Source organism: Paenibacillus sp. PL91 (assembly GCF_012935325.2).
Classification (GTDB): domain Bacteria; phylum Bacillota; class Bacilli; order Paenibacillales; family Paenibacillaceae; genus Pristimantibacillus.
Window position 1 is genome coordinate 111,619 of record NZ_JABBYG020000011.1, and the last position, 24,065, is coordinate 135,683.

Sequence of the window (24,065 nt, forward strand, 5' to 3'; positions counted from 1 at the left end):
ATGGGGAAAATTCAAAAAATACTTGTACATGAATTGGTATCGCAGGAAATTCAAAATTATATCCAAGAGAAGGATCTTCAAGAGGGCGACAAGCTGCCATCCGTTGAGGAAATGACGCAAATGTTTGGCGTTGGCCGTTCCTCGCTGCGAGAAGCGTTGAGATACTTGGAAGCCATCGATATCGTTCGCGTGGAGAATGGCAAAGGCATATTTGTAAGTGATGTCCATACGTTCCGTTTCTCTGGGAAAGTTAAATTTGAGCTGGAGCGCAATTACTTGCTGAATACGCTCGACATTCGCAGGGCGCTTGAAGGCAAGGCAGTGGAGCTGGCTTCGAAGAACATTACGGCAGACCAGATCAAGGAATTGGAGCTATGCCTGGAGCAATACCAAGCTTTGAAAGACAGTAATAGGGATACCTCCCAAATCGACCTTGCTTTCCACCGCTACGTGATCAGAGCTGCGCACAACCCCATTCTCGAAACCGTGATGGATTCGTTCTCCGGTCTTTATGAGAAGTTCTTCAATGAACCGTTAGGCGAAAAACGTCTCTTCGACGATACTTACCCTTATCATCGCACGATGTTCGACGCAATTGCCTTGAATGATACGGAAAAAGCGTTAGAAGAGTTTAATAAAATGATGGATTGCATCGAAGACAAAATCAAAAAGTTTTAGCGAAAAAGCGCTTTATTTTGTATTGACAAGGTAAAGCGCTTTCACTATAATCAACCTATCAGACAGGACGACTGTATGATACATGTGATTTAAAGGGGGATTTAAATCAATGAAAACGCGTAAAAAAGTACTAGCCTCGCTGTTGATTTCCATTTTAACGATCAGTATGTTAGCTGGGTGCGGCAGCAAGAACGAAGAAGGCGGAAGCAAGAACGAAGGAAGCGGCAACGGTGAGAAAAAAGTTACGCTTCGCATGATTGAAAGCTTAACAAGCCCAAAGAGAACAGCGCTGATCCAGGCGATGGTCACGAAATTCGAAGAGGCCAATCCCAACATTAAAGTGGAATTTATCTCGCCTCCATTCGATCAGGCGGACAACAAAATCAGAACGATGCTCGCATCCAATGAACAGATTGACGTTCTGGAAGCACGGGATTTAAACGTTGCCGAGTTCGTGAATAACGGTTATCTCGAGCCGCTGAATACTTACGCCGACAAGTGGAGTGATTACGCTACGATAAGCGCCGTATCCAAGTCGGTCGGGTCAGTTGGCGATAAATTGTATTTCATTCCTAACGGCCTCTACCAAAGACAAATGTTCTATCGTGCGGACTGGCTGAAAGAAGCGGGTCTAAATCCTCCGACAACATGGGATGAGTTGTATGAGGTTTCGAAGAAATTAACGGATCCAGCCCAAAATCGCTTCGGCTTCTCGTTCCGCGGCGGTGCAGGCTCCACGGGAACTACGGATGCAATGATTCTCGCCTTCAATGGCGATAAGGTGAATCTGGAAGATTCCATGTTTACGAAAGACGGGGCGACGATCTATTCTACGCCCGAGGCGAAAGCAGCTATGGAGCTCTACCTGAAGCTCTACAAAGAAGGATCACCTCCTGACTCCATCAACTGGGGCTTCCAGGAGCAAGTACAGGCATTCACATCAGGCGTAACGGGTATTCTGCTTCAGGATCCAGACGTTATCCAATCCTTGCAGGAGAAAATGACCGAAGGAACTTGGGCAACTGCACCACTTGTAACCGGTCCGACAGGAAAAGCGCTGTTCGCAGCAGGCGGAGCTGGATGGGGAATCGGAGCCAAATCCGAGTATAAGGAAGAGGCATGGAAGCTGATTGAATTCCTTTCAAGCCCTGAAGCGAACACATCGTTCTCCAAGGACTACGGATTAATTCCGATTCATGCAAGCGCTACAGAAGACGAGTTTTTCAAAACAGGCCCATACAAAACATTAATTGACATGACCAACAAACCAGATACGTTTGTAAACTTCAAGCCGGCATTCCAATATCCGGGCAACGCGCAATGGGGTCAAGTCGCGATGGAGTCTGGACAATCGCTTCTGCTTGGCAACACCAATGTTGACGAAACGCTTAAGAAGTGGGATCAATACTGGGCAGATGAGAAATCAAAGTTAAACAAATAACGGTTTGAAGTCATGATGGGCGGCACAATTGTTGCCGCCCATCAAACTTTATCAACCAAAGGCGGTGCGGAAATGAAAAAACAAAGAGCTTTTATTCTATCTGGGTTGATTCCCGCTTTGCTGCTCGTGCTGGCATTCACCTACTACCCCTTCCTTAAAGGGATCGTTATGGCTTTCCAAGAGTATAAGCTGTTCGACTTGCGAAATGTCCACTTTATCGGGCTAGACAACTTTAAAAATGCTTTTAAGGACCCGAAGTTTTTAATGGCTTTGGAGAATAGCGCCTACTGGGTGTTCTTCTCGCTCATTTTTCAATTTTTATTCGGATTTACGCTTGCGCTTCTGCTGAAGAAACCGTTCAGAGGGCGGGGCATTTACCAAGGCTTCGTATTCTATTCCTGGGCGTTGTCCGGCTTCCTGATTGGGATGATCTGGAAGTGGATGTTCAACTCCCAAATCGGCGTTATCAACGACATCCTTCTCCACTTAGGCATTATCCATGAGAGAATAGGATTTCTGTCGGACCCGAAATGGGCGATGATATCCGTCATTATCGCCAACGTATGGTATGGCATAGCTTTCTTCGCCATCATGCTTTTGGCTGCCTTGCAATCCGTGCCTTCCGAGCTTTATGAAGCGGCGGTTATGGACGGAGCGAACAGCTTCCGCAAGCTGTGGAACGTTACGCTTCCTTATATTTTTCCGACGATCATCGCGACTACGCTGCTAAGGGCGATTTGGATATTCAACGATCCGACGATTATATACGGATTGACGAACGGTGGACCTGCTGGCAGCACGCATATTCTATCTTCCTTGATGCTGGATAAAATCATTTATGCCGGAGATTACGGAGCTGCTTCTGCCATTGGCATCATTATGATCGTTGTTCTGCTGCTCTATACGATCTTTTTCCTATCAGTCACCAAGGCGGAGAAAGCGGGGGATTTCTGATGAAGCTGCGACTACTGGGACTGTCCAAAATCATTTATTTGGCCATCTACTTGCTAATCATGGTTTTTCCGTTGTATTGGATTATCATTACATCGCTTAAGCCGCAAAAGGATATTTTCTCGTTCCCGCTGAAATATTGGCCTGAACGGTTTACGCTGGACAATTACATTCATATTTTCAAAATTTCTAAGTTCCATATTTACATCGGCAACAGCTTGCTAGTGGCAATCACTTCGGCGATTATCGTGATCGTTATCGCTGTCTTAAGCGCCTATGTGCTTGCACGCTTTAAATTTCGGGGACATCGGCAAATTATGCTCGCCTTTTTTGCTACACAAATGCTGCCCGGATTTGTAGCGCTTGCTCCGCTTTACCTCATGATGAGCAACATGGGCTTGATCAATAACCGGATTTCACTCGTACTTATGTATACCGTTGGCCTTATCCCATTCACGACCATCATGCTCCGCGGATTTTTCGAGCGCATCCCGTCAAGCTTGGAAGAAGCGGCGATGATCGATGGATGCTCAAGATGGACGGCACTTGTGAGGATCATCATTCCGGTCATGCTGCCGGGGATCGCTTCGACATTTATTTTTGCCTTCGTTCAAAACTGGAATGAGCTGTTTCTCGCGGTCATGTTCATCGACAACGATGCGCTCAAGACGCTGCCGGTAGCGATGAATTCATTCATACTGAAATTTGACGTGGATTGGGGCGCGATGTCGGCTGGAGCGGTGCTATCGATCATTCCGACTATTTTATTATTTGCTTTCGCCCAAAGATTCATTGTAGAAGGCTTGACGCAAGGAGCGGAAAAAGGATGAGCAAACTAAAGAAACAGTTTACCAAGTCAGCTTATGATCCGCTAGATGACAGACATCATGGTGCGATTCATGTACCGATTTATCAGAACAGTCTGTTTGCCTTTACAAGCTACGATCAGTTCGATGAAGCGATGAAAGCGCAGCTAGACCATCATATTTACTCACGCGGGAACAACCCTACCGTTCAATATTTGGAGATGAAGCTGGCGGATTTGGAAGAAGTCGAGTCCGCCAAATGCTTTGCCTCGGGAATGGCTGCCATTTCCTCAGCCATTATGTCCGTCGTCTCGCAAGGCGACCATATCATCTGTGTTAATCAGGCCTACGGCCCGACACGGGAATTTCTAGGCTCGTATTTGACCCGGTTTGGCGTGGAAACTTCGTTTATCGACGGCAGCTCAATCGAACAATGGCGCAGTGCCGTGCGCCCCAATACGAAGCTGTTGTATTTGGAAAGTCCGACAACGATGTATTTTGAATTGCAAAATTTAAAGCAAGTCGCGGAGCTGGCTCGAAGCATAGGAGCCGTAACTATCATTGACAATACATGGGCGACACCTTGCTTTCAAAACCCGACTACGCTGGGAATTGATCTAGTGGTGCATTCCATAACCAAATATATCGGCGGGCACAGCGATTGTATCGGCGGTGTCGTACTGGGCTCGAAGGAGCTTGTGGGCCGGATCAGGAACAACGAATATATGCTGCTTGGCGGCATTATGACTCCGCAAACGGCGGCACTCGTATCCAAAGGCCTTCGGACGCTTCCGCTGCGCATGCAAAGGCATGAGCAGAGCGGGCTATATGTGGCGCAGCAGCTTGTTAAACAAAGCTTCGTCACCCGCGTCAACCATCCGGGTTTGCCTTCCCATCCGCAGTATGAGCTCGGGCGGCAACAAATGTCGGGTTACGGCAGCTTGTTTTCCTTCCTTTCTCATGAGTCTCCTGAACGAATGAAGGAATGGGCAAGCCTGTTGAAGTATTTCAAGATTGGCGTCAGCTGGGGCGGATTCGAAAGTTTGGTAACCGTCAATCGCCCTGTGAAAGATGAACTTACAGGTGTCGAGCCGGACACTGTCGTTAGACTGTATGTCGGCATGGAAGATCCGGAAGATCTGGTTGAAGACATCGAACAGGCATGGGGGCAGGTAACGAAGTAAGTAACAACCTTAAGTAATAGTGGAACAGGCATACGAAGCGGCGGCTTATCCTCGGTCATGACCTTGGATAAGCCGCTCTTTTTTTCGGGAAAATTAATCATCATGCAGCCGAATGCTTATTCAATCAGGCTTGAATAGAGGGAGCGTTAAGGAGAATATACTGCCTTGTCCGTGCTCGCTGTTCGGCATGACGGTCAGCTGGCCGCCATGGATGTCGGTAATTTCCTTCGCAATCGATAAGCCGAGTCCGCTTCCGGGTATGCCGCTGTTTCTTGATTTATCCACGCGGTAGAACGAGTTGAACACATAGGGCAGCGCATCCTCCGGTATGCCTGCTCCGTTGTCGATGACGCGGAAGGCTGCGCTGTGATCAGCGAGCTCGATAGTAAAGGCAATCGGGCTGCCTGCCTCTGAATACTTCATGGCATTGTCCAGCAAGTTGTCGATAACTCGTCTGATGAGGTGGGGATCAACGCGTAAGCGGCCGCCAGGCGTTAGCTGCCTTGTATGGAAGGGGCGGCGCTCCAGCTTCATATAAGCGGTCCATTTGGTAACCATGTCATTGAAGAAGGCATCTGCTTCGACAACGATAAACTTGGCTTCCAGCTGCCGGGTTTCGAGCAAGCTCAGCTCGTTTAAATTGCGAACGAATTGATTGATCGTCTGGATATCCTCGTATATTCTGCGCAAATAGATGCCCGTATCTTCCCCGCCGATCGTGCCATCGTTAATCGCTTCAATGTAGCCGCGAATCAAGGTGATCGGCGTTTTCAAATCATGCGATATGTTCATGAACAGCTCCTTGCGCCAATGCTCGAGTCGCAGAAGCTCATCCACGCGCGCTTCCAGCTCGTTATTCATATCCCGCAGCTCTTCCGTGCGCAGCTCAACTTTATGCTCTAGCTGCTGATTATGCTCCGACTGCTGCTCCATAAGCTCGCGGATTTTGTGTGACATGCGGTTAAAGGAGCGAAGCAATTGGTTGAATTCGAGTGTCCGTGTGTCGTCGAGAGAAGAGGTGAACTGGCCCTCGCCCATCTCGGCAAAAGCGGTCGCGAGCAGATTGACGGGCCTTGAAACCTTGGAGCGCAAATAGAACGAGAGTATGACGCATAAGCTGACGGCGACTAAGCCAAGCAGGGACAGCTGGACGATGAGCTGGTCGCCTGTCTGGGCTGAGAGCTGATCCGTTGCCAGATGAATCGACTCAAGGAGCTTATGCTCCGGAATGATATAGCCGAGTATCCAATCGGTTGATGGGATGGCTCGGCTGAATACGACTTTCTGCTGGCCGCCAAGCTGCATGCTGCGGAAGCTGTTTACCGTATCTTTGCTGAAGAGGGCGGCCAAATCGAGCTGACCGATCTCACTCGCACCATGCTGCTGGGCAGCGATGAGCTCATGATCGGTGTCCAGCAGCAGCGCAATGCCGTCCTCGTCGCCAAACCTCGTATCCAGCACATTGTTTACGAAGCGCTCGATCGTCACGTCCGCTGCCACGACCCCTTTCAAGACCCGGTTCTCATCGTAGACAGGCGTCGTTGCGGTGAACATCCAGCCTCTTGGCGTAATATCGAGGTAGGGCTTCGTCCACGCGACCTGATTGTGATTTGGCCGGACGTTGAGGGCGTCGGAATAAAATTTGTAGGAGGTCAGCATATGGATAGGCCTCGATGTCTCATCCTCGAGTTGACCCGTATACTCCGGATAATAGAAGGAGCCGGATTTTGGATGGATGTAATACATCGATACGATATTTTGCTTCCGCGACGATTCGGACTTGAACAGCGGAAACAAAGCTTTGCTGCGCGCTAAATCATAAGCCTGTTCGGCCGATGGATAGCGGAGAGGATTATCCGTGCGAATTGAAATAACGCCCATGCCGTCGGCATGCTTCTCGGTAAATCGCTTTTTCTCCGAATCGTATAAGAAGGTGATCGGCTGCACGGCTGTTTGATTTTCGATGGAAAAAATGGATTCGGCAAGCGCCTTGGACAACAGGACCGCATCCTCAACCAAGCGGAGCTCGGTATCGATGGCGCGAACCTGCTCCTCGATGTTGGCCTCGTACATGCTTATGTAATTTTTTTCGATCAATGCGGTATTCAGAGTGCTAAAGCGATGAAGCTGGGAGGTTACCGTCTGTAAGGCGAATGCAGTTAATAGCAATAGCGGGATGAGAGATACGGTCAGCATAGCCGCAAGCATCTGGAAGGCGAAGGTGCGCGGCCGAAGGAGAGCCTTAATGCTCTTTAATCGGTTCATCGAATTTATATCCAATGCCGCGTATCGTAATGATGCGCGATGGCGAAGACGGATTGCGCTCAATTTTTTTGCGCAAATGCCCGATATGCACTTGCAGGGTTTTGGTGTCGAGGCTGCAGTCGTACCCCCAAATATGACTGAGGAGGCGTTCCGCCGGCAGCACTTGCCGCGCGTTTTGCATGAGGTAGGCCAGCAATTGAAATTCCTTGGCGGACAGCTCGATTCGTTTGCCGTCAACGTATGCCTCATGCGCATCGATGCGCAGCTGAACATGTTCGGACGTTATCACCGCAGAGGGGATCGCTTCGGATTGCCGATTGCTGACGATCCGGTTGCGGCGCAGCTGTGCCTTAATGCGGGCGACCAGCTCCACAGGGCTGAAGGGCTTGCTGACGTAATCATCTGCACCGACGCTCAGTCCGACGACCTTGTCGATTTCGGTATCCTTGCAGCTAAGAAACAGGATAGGAACATCCGTCTTTTGCCGCAGCCTTGCGCAAAGCTCATAGCCTTCCATATCGGGAAGCAGAACATCAAGCACGATAAGCGAAGGCTGCTCGTTCTCGGCAAGCTCAATGGCCTGCTTGCCGCTTGTTGCGCTCAAATGGCGAAAGCCATCCTTGGATAAATACATGCCTACGAGCTCGCCGATTCTAACTTCATCATCAACCGTTAATATGAGTTCTCCTGGCAAGTCGATTCACCTCTTCGCATGTGATATAAACGTTACCCTATCGTTTAAATATATACGTGCAGGTGAGTTTTACGCAATGTCTGTGTAAGGTTATATTACACAAAAGCGTTTCCATCAGCACAAAAAAGCAGATCGGCTCAATTGAGCCGATCTGCCGGGTGCTGCCGTCTTCAAGGCAGCGATATTAATTGTTGATATAACGCTCGAAAATGGCGCCAAAATCTTTAATGCGATACTGCTTATGTGTATTTACTAGCCAGTTGAAGGCGGATTTGTTCAGACCGTCGAATTGCTCGACGACATTGAAGTCGCCTTTGTGGAAATGCTGCAGCGTAGTGGATGCGAGATCCATGCTGCGCCTTGCGTATTCTAGCGAGATTTCATTCTCGCGCGTAATTTCGGAAATTTTGATCAGCGCTTTATAAAGGTCCTTCAGCTCTTCGATATGCTTCTTGTTGACGTCGATAGAGAAGGGGACGGAGCCGATCGTGAACTTGATTTCAACGTCCAGATCGACGGTGCCTGCCGTTTCGAGCGCAACTTGAGAGATTTGGTTGGAGCTGTAAGAATAACGCTTTAGCGTGCGCTTCTTGCTTAGTGCGCTTGTACCATCCAAATGAATGAGTGCTAGATTCGTAAAACAATACTCGTCGGTTTTGGATTTGATGAGAAAATATATTTTCTCGTTATCCTCATGCATGACATAATCGTCAGAATCCGCTTTGCTGAAATCTGCAGGCTTAATAATGGCGCCAATGTCGCTTAATCCAAGCGCATCAGCAGCTAATTTACCAAACATCGTACCATTCCCTTCATAATCGCTTTGACTTATTACTTACACATTATATAATAGATTCCGGTGTTTATGACCATTCATTATAGGTTTTTTCCTAAGAGATGGATAAAATTAAAAAAAATTAACAAACTGAGGACATGACATGCGTGATCACGATGGAAGTCGATAAGTAGTGAAGAACGGAGTGTTTTGCATTTGAGCAAGAAACAGGAAGACACGAATACGCTGCGCAGGGGGCTGAAGGCCCGGCATATGACGATGATATCGCTCGGAGGGTCCATCGGTACGGGGCTGTTCCTTGCAAGCGGAGGCGCTATACATTCCGCTGGCCCTGGCGGCGCGGTGCTCGCTTATGCCCTGATTGGCATTATGGTTTATTTTCTAATGACAAGCCTAGGTGAGATGGCTACCCACATGCCGGTATCAGGGACGTTCAGCACCTATGCAACAAGGTTTGTTGATCCTTCGCTTGGCTTTGCGCTAGGGTGGAACTATTGGTACAACTGGGCAATTACGATCGCAGCGGAGCTGTCGGCAGCAACGCTGATTATGAAATTTTGGTTTCCGGACAGTCCATCTATTTTATGGAGCGCCTTGTTTCTGCTGTTGATGCTTGGTCTCAACTTTCTGTCCGTCAAGAGCTACGGGGAGTCGGAGTATTGGTTTGCGATGATCAAAATTGTTACGGTCATCGTGTTCATCGCGATTGGTCTCATGATGGTGATCGGCATTTGGACCGAGCCTGCCGTTGGGTTTAGCAATCTGACGGATAATCCCTTCCCGGCAGGCTTCCTAGCTACGCTAGGCGTGTTTATGGCAGCGGGCTTCTCGTTTCAAGGGACGGAGCTCATTGGCGTGACGGCTGGGGAGAGCGAGAATCCGCGCGAAAATATTCCGCGTGCGATCCGTTCGATTTTTTGGCGCATTCTTTTGTTCTACATTCTCGCGATCCTGCTGATTGGCTTGCTGATCCCTTATTCAAACGAGCAGCTGGCGAGCGGCGAAATTTCGACGAGTCCGTTTACGATTATTTTCGAGAAGGCCGGGCTTGCGGTTGCGGCTTCCATAATGAATGCAGTCATCTTGACCTCGGTATTGTCGGCGGGCAATTCCGGCATGTACGCTTCCACGCGCATGCTTTGGGTGCTCGCGAAGGAGGGCAAGGCGCCTCGTTTCCTAGCTCGCCTTAATGCACGCGGCGTTCCGGTTGCATCACTGCTCGTGACTGGGGCGCTCGGCATGCTCGCCTTTCTTGCATCGTTCTTTGGCGATGGGGTTGTCTATGTGTGGCTGCTCAATGCATCAGGCATGTCGGGGTTCATCGTATGGCTAGGCATTGCCATTAGCCATTACCGATTCCGCAAAGCATATGTAGCGCAGGGACGGGATTTGAAGGATCTCGCCTACCGTGCGAAATGGTTTCCCTTCGGCCCGATCCTGGCGATGCTGCTCTGCTTGGTCGTTATTGGCGGACAGTTTATCGGCGCCATTAATGACGGGGAAATCGATTGGGCTTATATGATTGCTTCCTATGTCGGTATCCCGCTGTTCCTCGCCATCTTTATCGGCCATAAGTGGAAGCATCGCACCCGCATGCTGACGCTGGCGGAATGCAAGCTAGACCCCGAGGAATAAGCGATAATAACATTAAAAGAAGGTCTCTTCAGGCTGCAGCCGAGGAAGACCTTCTTTTTTTTATCCTGCGTATGTTAGGTTTGGCTATCTATTAAAAGGCGTTGAACGGAACAATGAATTCCGGCATGCCCTCTGCATAGGAGGTGTATTCATACTGGCCAAATGTGATGGCGACTCCGTCATGCTTGAGGTAGAAAGAGCGATCCGAATCGATTCCGTTAAATGGATGAATAAGCAGCAGCTTTCTAGCCTTGATCTGCTCGCGAATGGAGGCATTGATAATAGAGGTGTAATGGATAGAATCGTTCGTTACATCCTCAAGCCCCAGCTCCTTGCCAGTCGCAAGATCGAATGTGTACGATGCACGCTCGGTTATGCCATGCGCACCGCCAAGATAAGAATAATAGTCGACGTAGAGGCTTAATGTATTTTGTTCGTTATACGTAATCGTATAAGAGCCGGTAAACGATAGGGGTGGGATATTCGCCTGGATTCCTTTATTGTCCACAGCGGCTTTGGAAAGGGCTTCTTCGCCGGAAGCGGCGTAGGCTTCTGCTTCTTTTTTCAGCAAGTCATTGATTCTGTTCTGGGAGCCTTTGTTCGCATAGCCGGTAATCACTGGATAATGAATAAGCAGCGATTGGTTTTTCGTCGTGTTGCTGATTGTTTCGGTGCCAATGGACAGCTCGTTTTCCTCGATTGTCTCGATGCCGATCGTCCTCGTTTTGCCGTCATACGAAATGCCAAAGCCCATTCGCTCCAATAGGAAGCGAAGCGGCAGATACGTCGTGCCATTATTTATAATGGCTGGATTGCCGTAAACAGGCTGGCCGTTCAGCTTGTAGCTTCCGTCGACGGAAGAAGCGGTAAACGTTCTGTCACGTCCTTCGATGACGGCGGATCTCGTTGTTTCGTCCCAGCTTGTTGCGAGTCCGAGCTTATCGTTAAGCGCACGGAGACTGATATACGTATCGCCTTCTACATTTGCTGTAGGGACGGATGTGCCGATGCCGTCGATGACGAAGGGCTGGGAGACGATTTTAAGCTGCTGGGAGGCTGCCGCCGCTGTACTTCCTCCCGGCAGCCATCCTGTGGCGGGAGCAGATGCAAATAGCAGGGCGGCGATAATAGCTGCTGCCTTTCGGTTTGCGCGTGATTGTTTAGTGCCTGTTTGCTTTATACGCCTCATAATTAGAAACCTCCTCAGTGATGGTGTAGATTAGACGTGAATATAATACCTGATGTTGCGTCCAAAAAGAAGTTGTTTCTGGACATTAACCGTCTTGCAGCTTCTTAAAACAGAAGGCTTTCTTATATTTTTGTAACGATTGAGAAAATGACCGTCTTCGCTGCTGTGTCCACTTGAATATTGGCGTTATCGGTGCCGATCATTTTCATGCTAGAGAACTGTTTTGATGCAGGCCAGTACGAAAAAAAGAGCATGTTGATGAATTGATCAACCTTCACGGGGGCTTGTGGTCGGAAGGTGCCGACTTGATATCCGTTTAAATTCCCAGTTTAATTTAGTAATAAAAATACAGTTGATATTTATAATGGATTAATGTAGTAATTAGATTGTCCATGATTAGATGAAATACTTTCCAAAGAATGCTCTATTTAGTAATAGATTTTGATATAATGAATGAGTTTTGAAAGAACTATTTGTTTAGTGGGAGGTAGAACGGTGTCTTTTTTTACCAAAGTGAAGAATATTCTAAGTGTTTCTATTATGACAACAATGTTGCTATCAACAGTATCGGTAGCGTCTGCTGCAAAATCTAGTGATGCTGACGGGCACTGGGCCCAGGATAATTTGCGAAAATGGGTGGATAGCGGATTGTTACAGGGCTATGACGATGGCTCTATTCAACCTGACCGTCCTGTTACGCGTGCTGAATTGATGACGCTAATCAATCGATCTTTTGAGCTTAAGGAGAAGCAAACGGTATCATTCACAGACTTGCCTAGTTCAGGTTGGGCTGCCGAGCAAGTGGCGATCGCTGTTAAGGCAGGCTATGTGAAAGGTTATGAGGATGGTACGATCCGCTGGAATGAACAAGTAACACGAGAAGAAGCGGCAAGCATGGTTGCTCAATTGCTTGAGATGGATGATAGCGTCTCAACGAGCGCTCAATCTTTCGATGATGCTTCGTCCATTGGCGGCTGGAGCAAAGCGTCGGTAGGAGCATTAGTAGACGCGAAAATTATAAGCGGATACCCGAGTGGTCTTTTTGTGCCTAAGGGGAAATTTACGCGAGCGCAAAGTGTAACTGTTTTGGAGAAAGCGCTCCATTACATAAAATCTGGTGTTGAGTACAGTACGGCTGGCGTGTATGGTCCGGAGAAGGGTGCGGAATCTATCAAAGGAAACCTTATCGTATCGGCACCGGGTGTCGTGCTTCGCAATATGGTTATTGAAGGAGATTTAACACTAACGGCGGCTATTGGCGAAGGCGACGTTCACTTAGATAAAGTGACAGTGAAGGGAAAGACGAATATAGCAGGCGGCGGCTCAAAATCCGTTCATCTGCGCGATTCAGTTCTTGTGCATATAACAGTAAATAAGCAAAGTGGCGCCGTCCGCATTGTTGCGGAGGGCTCAACAGATGTTCAATCGGTTGTCTTGCAGTCTGCATCAATCGTTGAAGAGAAAGGTTTGACGGGAGCAGGATTTACTGCTGTTCAGCTGGCAAAAGAGCTTTCGGCGAATGAGGAGGTAAAGTTCCTTGGATCTTTCACGGACGTAAATGTGTATGCGGCATCCGTTCGCCTTCAGACAGCGAACGGTTCAATTGATAAGCTCACCGTACATGATTCGGCGGCAGAAGCTGTGATACAAATGGATGTCACCTCCAAAATCTTAAACATGGTGCTGGATGCTGCAGCTAAGCTTTCAGGACAAGGCGTGATTGAGAAAGCTGTTATTAACAAAGGCGGTGCCAAAACAGTCTTCGAGAAGCAGCCCGCAAAGGTTGAGGGTGAGGGCGCTGTTCCTGAAGCACCTGTCATTGTTGGTGGTGGCGGCAATGGAGGCGGAGATGGTGTTGTCGTACCAAACACGCAATTAAAATCTATCCGCATAGATGGCTATGCATTGAAGCAGAAGCCAGCAGATCCAGATCAAGAAGCTCGCGAGGGCTTTGATTCTGAGCATAGCAATTATGAGATTATGGTTCCAAATAACGTTGCGCTTAATGATCTGAAGCTCCGGACAGAGACCACGGGTCCAGGCACGAGCGTGACTGTTATGCTGGAAAAAATGAAAGGGTATGATGTCGCAGCTTTGCAGACAGACACAGACGGAAATCTTTATTACCCTATTCCGCTTCAAATAGCAAAGCATCAATATGTGACTATAGAATCGAAGCAGCCATCGGGGCAGGTCAAGCGCTACAGCCTACTGGTTAAGCGCCTTCCTAATGCTCCGGTAGCTGATCGAAATAAGCTGGACGAGACAGATATATTGGTCGAGCATAGAGGCATAGATATCTCTCTCAGCATTCCGCCTATTCCAGCTACAGTAACGGTATCGGTCTATGATTCAGCAGATAGAAAAAACTTACTGATAAAAGAGACCGTTGTGCCTAAGAAAGGTTTCGGCATTTATCATGCATACGTTTTTCTGAATACCCTCCCTCAAATAGGGGCAATATGGATATCTGTTATTAATGATGATACGGGAGAGGATGTTTTTCTTAAAAAGGAATACATGATTCTCGATTCTATACTCCCAATCTATAACGGAGAAATGTCAGGAGACATATTACGGCCTGCAACCGCTGAAGAGGTCGCTAAGCACAATGCGGAAACCATTAATCCCTCATCTACTGGAGCTGCGTTAACCTTGTATAAGGAACAACTTCCTGAGCAAATAAGGAATTTTGCTTATTTAAGGTTTGAGCAGAGGAATTCTATAGTCACGCCATTTTACAGTCAACAAGAACGGGCGTATCATGGTGCGACCTACGATCCGGCAAGCGATGCTTGGACTACGTTAACTTTTTTTGAATTTTCAAGCGAGCAGCCTAAAGGTTACCGTATTATATTTTATGACCGAAACGATGTTCCTCTTGGCGGACTTTTCTTTATAAACAATTTAATAAATCAATAGTTGTTTACGCCTCTTCCGTTTCGCTTATTGAGCGGGAGAGGCTTTTTCTTACTTTAAAGAGCTGGCTTGAAATAAAGCTATAGTACAATAACCAAACAACTCCCAGCCTTACGCATGGAAGCGAAGGGCTGGGAGCTGTTATCAGAACATCTTACTAATAACGGCGTAATGCTTAATCAAGCACAGCAGTAATATGAGCTTTCGTAATGGACCAGTGGGAAGCCGTCCATACTTTTTCTTTTTTCTCGATAAACATAATTTGCGGCGACTCGTGCTTAACGGACGTATCTTCGGCAATTTGGTTGGAAACCGGACGCGACTCGATAACCTTCACTAGCACGTATTCCACGTCTTCTCTTGGCTTTCCGTCAAGATATTGATTGAATTCTTGATGGGCATTCGCGCTGACCGGGCAAGTCGTGCTGTGTTTGAATACAACGAGTGGACGAGTGGCAGAAGCCTCATAAACTTGATTCCATTCTTCAATGGACGTAATTTCTTTGTATGACATAAGGGTTACACTCCTTTTAATCTGCTGTGCAGAAGATAGTTACAACTGTATATGTATTATAGCTCTTTTTGGCGAAGAAAGTCATCTATAGACGAATGGGCTTAAGCGGAATGATGGAGGACGGAGTATTCATTAATTGAAGAAAATAGTTTTTCATTCAGGTATTGCAATCGGAAATGGAGCATGCTATGATTACAAAAGTCGAAATGACCGCTTTAGTTTTTTGGTCAATTGTTCAAAATGATACGATTTTGAATGCACGGAGGTGAAGGGATGGCCATTGATCGGCGACAGCAGATTGTGGATGCTGCGGGGAAGTCGTTCGCGTTATTTGGATATAAGGCAACGACTATGGATCAGGTAGCGAAAATCGCGAATGTGGGCAAAGGGACGATTTATACGTTTTTTACAAATAAAGAAGAGCTGTTCCATGAAATTATGAAGCGGCTTATTATCGAAATGAAGCAGGTGGCGGAGAGAGTCGTGGATCCGAATCGACGCTTCTTCGATAATTTGAACGCTGCGCTCGAGCAGCTGCTTGAATTCCGCGAGGAGCATGAGCTGGCGCTGAAGCTGTCGCATGAGGTGCGCGAAATTGGCACGCCAATGGCGGTAGAGGGCATGCAGCAAATTGAGAAGGCAGTCGTTGGCTACATTCAGCAGCAAATTCAGCTTGCCATCGATAAAGGCGAGATTAAGCCGTGCAATCCGGAAATGACTGCATTCGTCATGCTGAGGTTATATATGGCGCTCACCGTAGAGTGGAAAAAAACGCATGAACCGCTGGATAAGCAGCAAGTGGCGGAACAATTGCGATTCTATATGCAAGTAGGATTGGCTCCGGAATAGACTGGATGCCTTTTTTTACAGATAGAAATGACTAAATGAGAGAAATGGTCAATCAGTAAATGGGAGAGTGGACAATTTGAAGTTCAGAGGTTTAAAGCAGTTTGGTGAGGAATTGTCCGGGATCGCCCGCAACAAAATGTTGTTGATATCGGTAATTGGCGTACTGATGATTCCGGTCATGTATTCTTCGATGTTTCTAGGCGCCTTTTGGGACCCGTACGGGCATTTGGATAAAATGCCGGTGGCTGTCGTGAATGCGGATAAAGGTTATACGTTTAACGATGAGATGATGCATATTGGCGATGATTTTGAGGCAGAGCTAAAGGAAAATGAAAAGTTCGAGTGGCATTTCGTGAGTAAAGCGGAGGCGGAAGCGGGTATCGAAGATCATAGCTATTATTTAGCGATTGAGATTCCAGCCGATTTCTCGGAGAAAACAACCTCCCTGACATCGGCTAATCCAACGCCGGCACAGCTTACCTATTTGGCTAATGAGAGCTATAACTTCTTAGCCTCTCAGATCGGAAGCAAAGCCGTAGACACGATGAAGATGGAGCTTAACAAAGAGGTGACGGCGGCTTATACGCGTACCGTTTTTGAGCAAATGGAAGAGCTTGCGGACGGCATAGGCAAAGCGAGCGATGGTGCTGGCGAGATTGCAGACGGCACGACGAAGGCTAAGGATGGCGTCGTACTCATCGAGCAAAATCTGGCGAAGCTCGTCAGCGGATCGATGACGCTGCAAGAGGGAGTCGGCAAGCTCAGCGATGGCGGCAAGGCGCTTGGCAAGGGCAGTGCCGAGCTGAGCACAGGCACGGCCAGCTTAGCTAGCGGCCTGGCGCAGCTGCAGGCTGCGCAGCAGCAGCTTGGCGCGGGAGCCGCATCGCTGGGCGATGGCGCGGCTTCGCTTGGCGCCGGAGCGGTGAAGCTTAGCGATGGCTTGGCGCAATTGGCCGGAGCGAGCGGACAGCTGGCGGGAGGCGCTACGGACGCGCAGCAGGCTGCGGGGCAGCTGGCGGGCGGTCTTAAGCAATCAGCTGCGGGCGAGGAGCAGCTGAAGGCAGGAGCGGCGCAGCTGGCAAGCGGGCTGGCGCAGTTGGGTCAAGCGAATCCGCAGCTGGCGGAGAGCGAGAGCTTTGCGTCTTTGTTGAAAGCGAGTCAAGAGCTTGCGGCTGGCTTGGAGAAATCTTCGGAGGGCCAGAAGCAGCTGAGCGACGGAGCTGCAAAGCTTAATGACGGCCTTGTCAAAGTATCGGATGGTCTAGGTACCTTCGATAAGAAGGTCGAGGAAGCCGCAGCCGGAGGCAAGCAGCTCGGCGCAGGCGGAGAGCAGTTGGTCGCTGGAGCGGAGAAATTCTCAAGCGGCATGACGCAGTTTGGCACGAAGCTTGCTGAAGCAAGCGAAGGCGGAGCGAAGCTGGCAGCAGGCGCCAAGCAGCTTAACAGTGGTGCTGTGACGCTGACGTCTGGACTATCCCAGCTTTCCTCAAGCGTAACCCCGTTTGTGGATGGCACAGTTAAGCTGGAGGATGGCGCGCAGCAGGTAGCTTCCGGGCTATTGAAGCTTGAGGATGGCACGCAGGAGCTGTCTGGCAAGCTGAATGAAGCGTCAGATAAGACAGCCGATTTGAAGCTGTCTGACACCATGGTGGATATGTTCTCCGATCCCGTGAAGCTGGATGTAGAAAAAGTAACGAAGGTTGACAACTACGGTACGGGGCTTGCTCCTTACTTCCTGTCGCTCGGGTTATACGTTGGAGCTATGCTGCTTACGATCGTATACTCGGTTCGCGAGCCGGCAGTTCGTCCGGTGAACGGCTGGAGCTGGTTCTGGAGCAAGGCGCTCACCCTGGCGCTAATCGGTACGATTCAGGCATTGATCGCCGATGCTGCGCTGATTTATGTGCTGAAGCTAGAGGTTCAAAGCATGGGGCTGTTCTTGTTCTATTCGATTCTAACAAGCATTACCTTTATGATGATTATTCAGTTCTTGGTTGCTTCGATGGGCAATCCGGGCCGGTTTATCGCAGTTATTCTGCTGATCTTCCAGCTCACGAGCTCCGCAGGTACATTCCCAATCGAGCTTGTGCCGGGCTGGCTGCAAAAGGTATCGCCATACCTGCCTATGACTTACTCGGTAGCCGGCTTTAGAGATATTATCTCAAGCGGCGATTACAGCTCGATAGGCGGATACATTGCGGTTATGGCAGGCATTGCGATCCTGTTCGCCGTACTGTCGTACATTTACTTTGCTATATCCCATCGCAAAACGAAGGATGATACGGAACCAGCAGTATTACCATCTGTTTAAAAATGACGAAAGAGGACAGCGATTGCTCGCTGTCCTCTTTTTTTATTTAGTTATTAGGCGGCTGGGCTTTCGCTTCCTATTAATTGGAGGGCCAAAGCAGCTGCGTTCGACTCGCAGACGGATAGAAAGCTGGTCTACGTTGTAGTTTGTACAACGTATGGGCGCAAATAGCAGCAGATCACTTGCTACAATGCAGTTAATGCAGCAGAATCCCAGAATAACTTCAAATTCACCGGTATGCTGCTAATTCTGCTGCATTTCTGCAACGCAGCTTATGATTTCGGGTGATATGTGAGGTTTCTGCTGTATTTTGTGCAACGTAATCGCCGCCAGCGTGGATTGATAAGTAAAGCAAAACGGCTGCCCAAGAAGGAAAGCATCTAGCCTTCTTTCTCGGGCAGCCGTTCTATTACTCATGGATGGCTGTAAGCAGCTGCCCTAGCGCCTCAAGCGCCTGTTCTTCCTGCTCGCCGTCTATCTCAAGCGTAACTTCCTCGTTTGCTGCGATACCTAGTGTAAGCATGCTTAGCGAGCTTTTGCCGTTAACTTTCTTCCCTTTATTGATCACGTTCACCTTACAGGGGAAGGTGCTAGCGGTTTGGACGAAGGTTTTGGTTGGGCGCACGTGAAAGCCCGTCGGATTAAGGATAGTAAACGTTTTGCTAATCATGATGAACCACTCCATTTCTTGTACGTTCTACAAATTGTGTAATTTCCTGCGTGCTCCTCATGGTCAGCGCTTGATTCGCGTATCCGGACCATTCGGCTTGGTCAAGCTGTCCGATCAGTTCTCTTGCTTGCAGGATGGAGCCTGCGCTCATGCTGAACTCATGCAGGCCAAGACCGAGCAGCAAAGGGATAGCGGTCTGATCGCCAGCCATCTCGCCGCACATGCCAACCCATTTGCCTTCCTTCTCCGCCGCTTGAATCACGAAGCGAATGAGGCGCAGCAGGGAGGGATGCCATGGCTGATACAGGTAGGATACCGTTTCGTTCATCCGGTCTGCCGCCATCGTATATTGAATCAAATCGTTTGAGCCGATGCTGAAGAAATCAATCTCCGGCGCAAAGAGGTCAGCGGAAACTGCCGCAGCCGGAATTTCGACCATCATGCCAACCTCGATATGCTCGGCAAGCTGAACGCCCTCAGCGATAAGCTTCTGCTTCTCTTCCTCAAGCAGCTTCTTCGCCTCAAGCAGCTCCTCTAATACGGCGATCATCGGGAACATGATTTTCAAGTTGCCAAAGCGGCTGGCGCGAAGCAGCGCCCGCAGCTGTGTACGGAACAGATCCTGCCTATCCAGGCATAGACGCAAGGCGCGCTGTCCAAGGAAAGGATTGGTTTCCTTCGGAAGCTCCATGTAAGGAAGCTCCTTGTCGCCGCCAATATCAAGCGTCCTTATGACGACGGGCTTCGGATTCATTTTCTCAAGCGCGTATTTATAGCTGGTGAACTGCTCCTCCTCAGTAGGGAGGGAACTGCGTCCCATGTATAGAAATTCGGTGCGAAAAAGTCCGATCCCTTCGGCGCCGTTGTCGATCGCCCGCTGAATGTCCTCTAGCTTGCCGATATTGGCTGCCAGCTCAACCTGCTTGCCATCCTTGGATAGCGTTGCCTTATCCTTCAGCTTGCTTAACTCTACCCTGCGCGAATCATCCTTCTGCTTCTTAGCTTGATAGGAAGCCAGCTCCTCCGCAGTTGGCTCGGTAAGGACCAAACCCTCGTTCGCATCCATGACGATGACGCCATGCGCTGGAATATCGTGAATCGCTGGGCCGATCCCAACGATTGCGGGTATTTCCAAAGATCTCGCCATAATGGCGGAATGGGAGGTGCGGCTGCCAACCTCGGTTACGAAGCCGCGCACGAAGTCGAGATTGAGCTGGGCGGTATCCGACGGCGTCAGGTCACGCGCCACGATAATGCATTCCTCTGCTAGATTGGCGAGGTCGACATGCGGAACCCCGCGCAGATGGCTCATGATGCGGCCGGCGACATCCTCGATATCAACAGCGCGCCCGCGCAGCAATTCATCAGACATCGATTGCAGCAGCTCGATAAAAGATTGCGACACCTCATGCAGAGCAAATTCAGCGTTAATGGCTTCATCGGCAATTTTAAGCTCGATCGCTTCAATGAGATCCGGGTCTTCAAGGATCATTAGATGCCCTTCAAAAATCTCCGCCTTATCGGCTCCAAGCCGCTCCTCAGCCGATGCGCGTATAGCCTCGACCTCACCTTGGGTAATAGCTACGGCCTGGCGAAACCGTTCGACCTCCGATGCGCTGTCTTGAATAGACTGCCGAACCGGTAGGAACCGCTCGGCAGCAAGATGATACGCGCGCGCGATAGCGATGCCCGGCGATGCCGCGATCCCTTTTAAAGAAATGCTCATAAAGATCCTGCTCCTCTCGCTGCGGATTGGAGTACAGACTCCTGCTCACGGTATTGCGCTGCTGCTTGTTTATGAAGCGGATGCTGCTCATCTAGGCCAGTATATTTGGTTAAGGTATAAGCAATGCCATGCTCCTTGATGGAAGCCTGAAGCTCTGCGGCTTCAGGATCATCGGCATTGTTAAAGTGCAGGGCTGCTGCCATAGCGGCTGTCAATTCCGCAACGGGTATGCCATATTGATAGGCTAATAAGGCCGGTCTAACCAGACGGTCATTCGGAGACAGCTTGCGAATCGGCGAGCGGCCAATTCGGGCGACCTCATCTACCAAGTAAGGATTGATGAAGCGCTCCAATATTTGATCGATATAGTGGGCATGCTCACTCTCGTCGAATTGATACGTTTGAACGAGCGCGGCTCCCGATTCCAGAAGCGCGCCTCTCACTTTAGCTACAATTTCCGGATCCTTCATCGCTTCTTGGATCGTCGCATAGCCCTTCAAAAATCCGTGATAGGCGGCCACGCAATGACCCGTATTAACGGTAAACAGCTTGCGTTCAATATATGGCTCTAAATCATCGACATAATGCACGCCTACGATTTCTGCCAGCGAAGCCAGCAATGGGGAGCGCTCCACCGTCCATTCGTAGAACGGTTCGACGGTAACTTGAAGCGGGTCCTCGTGCTGCTGAAGCGGGACGATGCGGTCAACGGCGGCGTCAGGGAAGGCGATATTCAAATCGGCCTCCGCCTTCGCTTCCGCAGATAGATGCTCATAGACGAATTGTTTCAAAATCGTGCTGCCGCCGAGGGCATTCTCGCACGCAACAATAGGAAGAGCGGCGGCTTTGCAGTCCGCTAGCCGCAGCTCAATCCCCTTGGCAATTGCAGCAGCGATATGCTTCAGGACCGATACGCCGACAGCAGTCGTGACGATATCGGCTTCTGCAATCTTCTCAGCGACTAAGGCCATATCCTTGCCATCAATGGCTGTTATATGATCAACAAGATACGTATCGCCTTGCTCGTTCGCAATCCTCACCGCATACTGCTGCTTTGCTTGCAGCTCCGCGACGAGGGCGTCGTTCACATCGACAAAGCAAACCTCGTAGCCCGCGTTATGCAGCAGCAGTCCGATAAAGCCCCGGCCTATGTTGCCAGCTCCGAAGTGAACCGCCTTCATGATTCCATCCCCGATTCAAATATGGAAATCAGCTCTTGCGCCGAGGACGCATTCAAAATGCGCTGCATGTCGTCATCTTCAGATACGAGCATAGCGACGTTGGTCAAAATATCGAGGTGATCGTCGCCGACCGCCGCTAAACCGATAACTAATTGTGCAGGCTCCTCGCCGCCGAAGTCTACGCCCGCAGGGACGATAATGATCGCCATGCCTGTCGTTTGAATGAGCGCCTTTGATTCATTTGTGCCATGAGGCATAGCAAGGCCGCCGCCGATGTAGGTGGAAAGGGCATCCTCGCGTTCAATCATTTTATCGATATACGCCTGCGGCGCGTGTCCCGCGTCAACAAGTATTTGCCCGACCATGCGGATCGCTTCGTATTTGTCCTTTACGCTCACATTTAGCTTAACTTTCTCTGTCGATAGAATGGTCATGATTCATTCTCTCCAATCCAATTTGGTTTTTATATAATGCTCCAGCTTTTTTGAAATAAAGAGCTTGATGCCCGCCGTATGATCATGCGCAAGCACGGCAAGAAGTTCAGGCAGCAGCAGCATCGCGCTTATTTCGCTGAGCAGTTCTAGGCTATACGAATCAAGCTTGAGGGGACCGAGCATCATTAAGAGATGCTTCGCCTCTGCATCCTCGCCAAGCTGCAATGGCCTGTCGTACCGATACAAGGCAAGCAGCGGCTCTTCGATCCATTCGCTGCGCGTATGAAGCAAAGCGAGCTCGGTGTCTGGGATGACAAGACTGCCTTGAAGCTCTCTAGCTAGCAGCTGAGTAGCTATTTTGGCGTTATTCGCTTCAATGTACTTCTTGCCGATCAAGGAAAGCATGTTAGACAGCTGATGCTCCAGTCGCTCTTGACCCTGCATGAGAGTTAGGTCATGAACATGGAAGCCGTCAAGCAGCCGCAGAACGACGCCGGAATACAACTGAAGCTGCAGCAAGCGATCCATTGGCGATTGGCCATCAGTGCCAGCGTCCGCCGCAGTGGCGGGCTTGCGTTTCTTAAGCGTTGTTCCTTCGATATAAGCGCGCAGCTTATTGGTTTCCTCGGGCGATAGCATAGGGCTGAGCTTAATGTAACGGTCCGGCTCCAGCGGCAAATCAACGGTTGAAATGATCAAGTCATAGCGGCTTGGCGCAAGCCTTGTCGCTTCGTACCACGAGTAGTGGCCGATCAAGTCAATTTGCGGCAGCTCCTTGGCGATTTTTACAGCGAGAAGCTTGGATGAGCCGATGCCGCTCGTGCAGACGAGGACAGCTCTGACTTTTCTCGGAAAAGGCTTTAATCGCTCCAAGGAAGCTCCGAAATGCATCACGATATAGCCGATTTCCTCATCAGGCACTTGGATGTGCCCATATATCTTCTGTACACCGCTTCGCACAATGGCAAACAACGGTCCGTATTCCTTTTTGATTGGGGCAAGCATCGGATTGCGTATGGCGATGCCGTCCATAATGCGCTGGAATGCCGGCTTTATATGCTGGATAAGCCCTTCCTCAAGCGAGCGGTCTTCCGTCAGCGACATATGCAGCCGCTCCTCAACAAAGCGGATAAGCTGCTTGACGCCTTCGATAGTCGGCATATCGTCATGATGGATCAGCAGGCTGCTTTCCGGAAAAGCCTCGTTGCTCAGCAACCGAGAAAGATAATGTTTTTCTTCTATAGGAAGCTGGATGTCAAGCAGAGCCATCAGGCTGCTCAGCAAAGCAATGTCTTCGCCGGTATCATATTCGCTCGCTGAAACCAAGCAGTCATGCTCGATGCGTGTTAATGCAACCGACAGCTTAATAAGCAATCTTGTATAGTCGGACTCGGACAAGCTGTTAGGCCAATCGTCATTCAGCTCCCATAGCGCGTGCTCGAGCTTCTTGAAGTTTTCTTTGCCAATCATATCGAGCAGCTGCGCGGTTGTCGGATTCGAGACGGCCTGATCCTTGAATTGCCCGAACAAATCGGAATCGTCGAGATGATTAAACGCAAGCAAGCTGATGGAATGACGCTTCGCTTCCTCGGGACCGTTGATTTCGACGCCGTAGCCTCTTTTTCGGACGAGCGTCAGCCCTTGCTTGCTAATCAATTGCTCCAGCTCATCGAGATCATGGCTGACTGTCGGCATTGTCACGCGCAGCTCGTGGGCGAGCGAGAACAGCTTGATGGGCTCATCGTGCTCAAGCAGCCTGCACATAATAACAATCTTGCGTTCCTCAGACGAATATTCGAAGGAATCGGATGGATCGAAAGAC

The 24,065-nt window shown here is 49.5% G+C and carries 19 protein-coding genes; 9 read left to right on the top strand and 10 right to left on the bottom strand.

The annotated features are described in order from the left end of the window. From HI950_RS23085 to HI950_RS23105, 5 genes are all read left to right on the top strand, one after another. Positions 1-678, top strand: a complete 678-nt coding sequence (locus tag HI950_RS23085) for a FadR/GntR family transcriptional regulator (RefSeq protein ID WP_169087611.1) — start codon at positions 1-3, stop codon at positions 676-678. Positions 679-787: 109 nt separating this feature from the next. Further along, positions 788-2,119 (top strand): ABC transporter substrate-binding protein, encoded by a 1,332-nt coding sequence (locus HI950_RS23090; RefSeq protein WP_169087613.1) that lies wholly within the window; start codon positions 788-790, stop codon positions 2,117-2,119. Positions 2,120-2,191: 72 nt separating this feature from the next. Then, the gene (locus tag HI950_RS23095) at positions 2,192-3,073 is read left to right on the top strand and encodes a carbohydrate ABC transporter permease (RefSeq protein WP_169087615.1); all 882 of its coding nucleotides are present in this window, start codon (positions 2,192-2,194) and stop codon (positions 3,071-3,073) included. After that, positions 3,073-3,900 carry a carbohydrate ABC transporter permease gene (locus tag HI950_RS23100; RefSeq protein WP_169087617.1) on the top strand — a complete coding sequence of 276 codons (828 nt, stop codon included), beginning with the start codon at positions 3,073-3,075 and terminating at the stop codon, positions 3,898-3,900. The genes HI950_RS23095 and HI950_RS23100 overlap by 1 nt, the downstream gene beginning before the upstream one ends. Further along, the gene (locus tag HI950_RS23105; RefSeq protein WP_169087619.1) at positions 3,897-5,060 is read left to right on the top strand and encodes a trans-sulfuration enzyme family protein; all 1,164 of its coding nucleotides are present in this window, start codon (positions 3,897-3,899) and stop codon (positions 5,058-5,060) included. The genes HI950_RS23100 and HI950_RS23105 overlap by 4 nt, the downstream gene beginning before the upstream one ends. A gap of 120 nt (positions 5,061-5,180) precedes the next feature. Here the strand turns inward: HI950_RS23105 and HI950_RS23110 are convergent, their stop codons facing one another. The 3 genes from HI950_RS23110 to HI950_RS23120 all read right to left on the bottom strand — a co-directional run bounded on the left by HI950_RS23110 (position 5,181) and on the right by HI950_RS23120 (position 8,818). Further along, positions 5,181-7,325, bottom strand: a complete 2,145-nt coding sequence (locus tag HI950_RS23110; protein ID WP_169087621.1) for a sensor histidine kinase — start codon at positions 7,323-7,325, stop codon at positions 5,181-5,183. Then, positions 7,303-8,019: a response regulator transcription factor gene (locus tag HI950_RS23115; RefSeq protein ID WP_169087623.1), complete on the bottom strand. Its 717-nt coding sequence runs from the start codon at positions 8,017-8,019 to the stop codon at positions 7,303-7,305. Before HI950_RS23115 ends, HI950_RS23110 begins: the two co-directional genes overlap by 23 nt. Before the next feature lie 184 nt (positions 8,020-8,203). Next, entirely contained in the window at positions 8,204-8,818 is a 615-nt protein-coding gene (locus tag HI950_RS23120; protein WP_169087625.1) for a PH domain-containing protein, read from the bottom strand. 249 nt (positions 8,819-9,067) lie between these two features. Here HI950_RS23120 and HI950_RS23125 point away from each other — a divergent pair, with 249 nt between their 5' ends. Continuing rightward, positions 9,068-10,450 carry an amino acid permease gene (locus HI950_RS23125; protein WP_169087814.1) on the top strand — a complete coding sequence of 461 codons (1,383 nt, stop codon included), beginning with the start codon at positions 9,068-9,070 and terminating at the stop codon, positions 10,448-10,450. Between the two features lie 91 nt (positions 10,451-10,541). On the opposite strand, the gene HI950_RS23130 is transcribed toward HI950_RS23125, so the two are convergent. After that, complete coding sequence (locus HI950_RS23130; RefSeq protein WP_169087627.1) at positions 10,542-11,639, bottom strand: PdaC/SigV domain-containing protein; 1,098 nt, start codon at positions 11,637-11,639, stop codon at positions 10,542-10,544. A gap of 540 nt (positions 11,640-12,179) precedes the next feature. On the opposite strand from HI950_RS23130, the gene HI950_RS23135 reads away from it, so the two are divergent. Beyond that, positions 12,180-14,561 carry an S-layer homology domain-containing protein gene (locus HI950_RS23135; RefSeq protein WP_169087629.1) on the top strand — a complete coding sequence of 794 codons (2,382 nt, stop codon included), beginning with the start codon at positions 12,180-12,182 and terminating at the stop codon, positions 14,559-14,561. 172 nt (positions 14,562-14,733) lie between these two features. Here HI950_RS23135 and ytxJ read toward each other — a convergent pair whose 3' ends face one another. Next, entirely contained in the window at positions 14,734-15,072 is a 339-nt protein-coding gene (gene ytxJ, locus HI950_RS23140; RefSeq protein ID WP_169087631.1) for a bacillithiol system redox-active protein YtxJ, read from the bottom strand. Positions 15,073-15,345: 273 nt separating this feature from the next. On the opposite strand from ytxJ, the gene HI950_RS23145 reads away from it, so the two are divergent. Further along, the gene (locus HI950_RS23145; protein ID WP_169087633.1) at positions 15,346-15,921 is read left to right on the top strand and encodes a TetR/AcrR family transcriptional regulator; all 576 of its coding nucleotides are present in this window, start codon (positions 15,346-15,348) and stop codon (positions 15,919-15,921) included. A 76-nt stretch (positions 15,922-15,997) separates the two neighbouring features. Next, positions 15,998-18,232, top strand: a complete 2,235-nt coding sequence (locus HI950_RS23150; protein WP_169087635.1) for a YhgE/Pip domain-containing protein — start codon at positions 15,998-16,000, stop codon at positions 18,230-18,232. Positions 18,233-18,641: 409 nt separating this feature from the next. Here HI950_RS23150 and HI950_RS23155 read toward each other — a convergent pair whose 3' ends face one another. The 5 genes from HI950_RS23155 to HI950_RS23175 are packed head-to-tail and all read right to left on the bottom strand — an operon-like array spanning position 18,642 to position 24,007. After that, positions 18,642-18,902, bottom strand: a complete 261-nt coding sequence (locus tag HI950_RS23155) for an HPr family phosphocarrier protein (RefSeq protein ID WP_169087637.1) — start codon at positions 18,900-18,902, stop codon at positions 18,642-18,644. Further along, positions 18,895-20,628 carry a phosphoenolpyruvate--protein phosphotransferase gene (gene ptsP / locus HI950_RS23160; protein ID WP_169087639.1) on the bottom strand — a complete coding sequence of 578 codons (1,734 nt, stop codon included), beginning with the start codon at positions 20,626-20,628 and terminating at the stop codon, positions 18,895-18,897. The genes HI950_RS23155 and ptsP overlap by 8 nt, the downstream gene beginning before the upstream one ends. Next, positions 20,625-21,809 (bottom strand): mannitol-1-phosphate 5-dehydrogenase, encoded by a 1,185-nt coding sequence (locus tag HI950_RS23165; protein WP_169087641.1) that lies wholly within the window; start codon positions 21,807-21,809, stop codon positions 20,625-20,627. Before HI950_RS23165 ends, ptsP begins: the two co-directional genes overlap by 4 nt. Continuing rightward, positions 21,806-22,243 (bottom strand): PTS mannitol transporter subunit IIA, encoded by a 438-nt coding sequence (locus HI950_RS23170; protein ID WP_169087643.1) that lies wholly within the window; start codon positions 22,241-22,243, stop codon positions 21,806-21,808. The genes HI950_RS23165 and HI950_RS23170 overlap by 4 nt, the downstream gene beginning before the upstream one ends. A 3-nt stretch (positions 22,244-22,246) precedes the next feature. Continuing rightward, positions 22,247-24,007 carry a BglG family transcription antiterminator gene (locus HI950_RS23175; protein WP_169087645.1) on the bottom strand — a complete coding sequence of 587 codons (1,761 nt, stop codon included), beginning with the start codon at positions 24,005-24,007 and terminating at the stop codon, positions 22,247-22,249. Positions 24,008-24,065 lie beyond the last annotated feature (58 nt).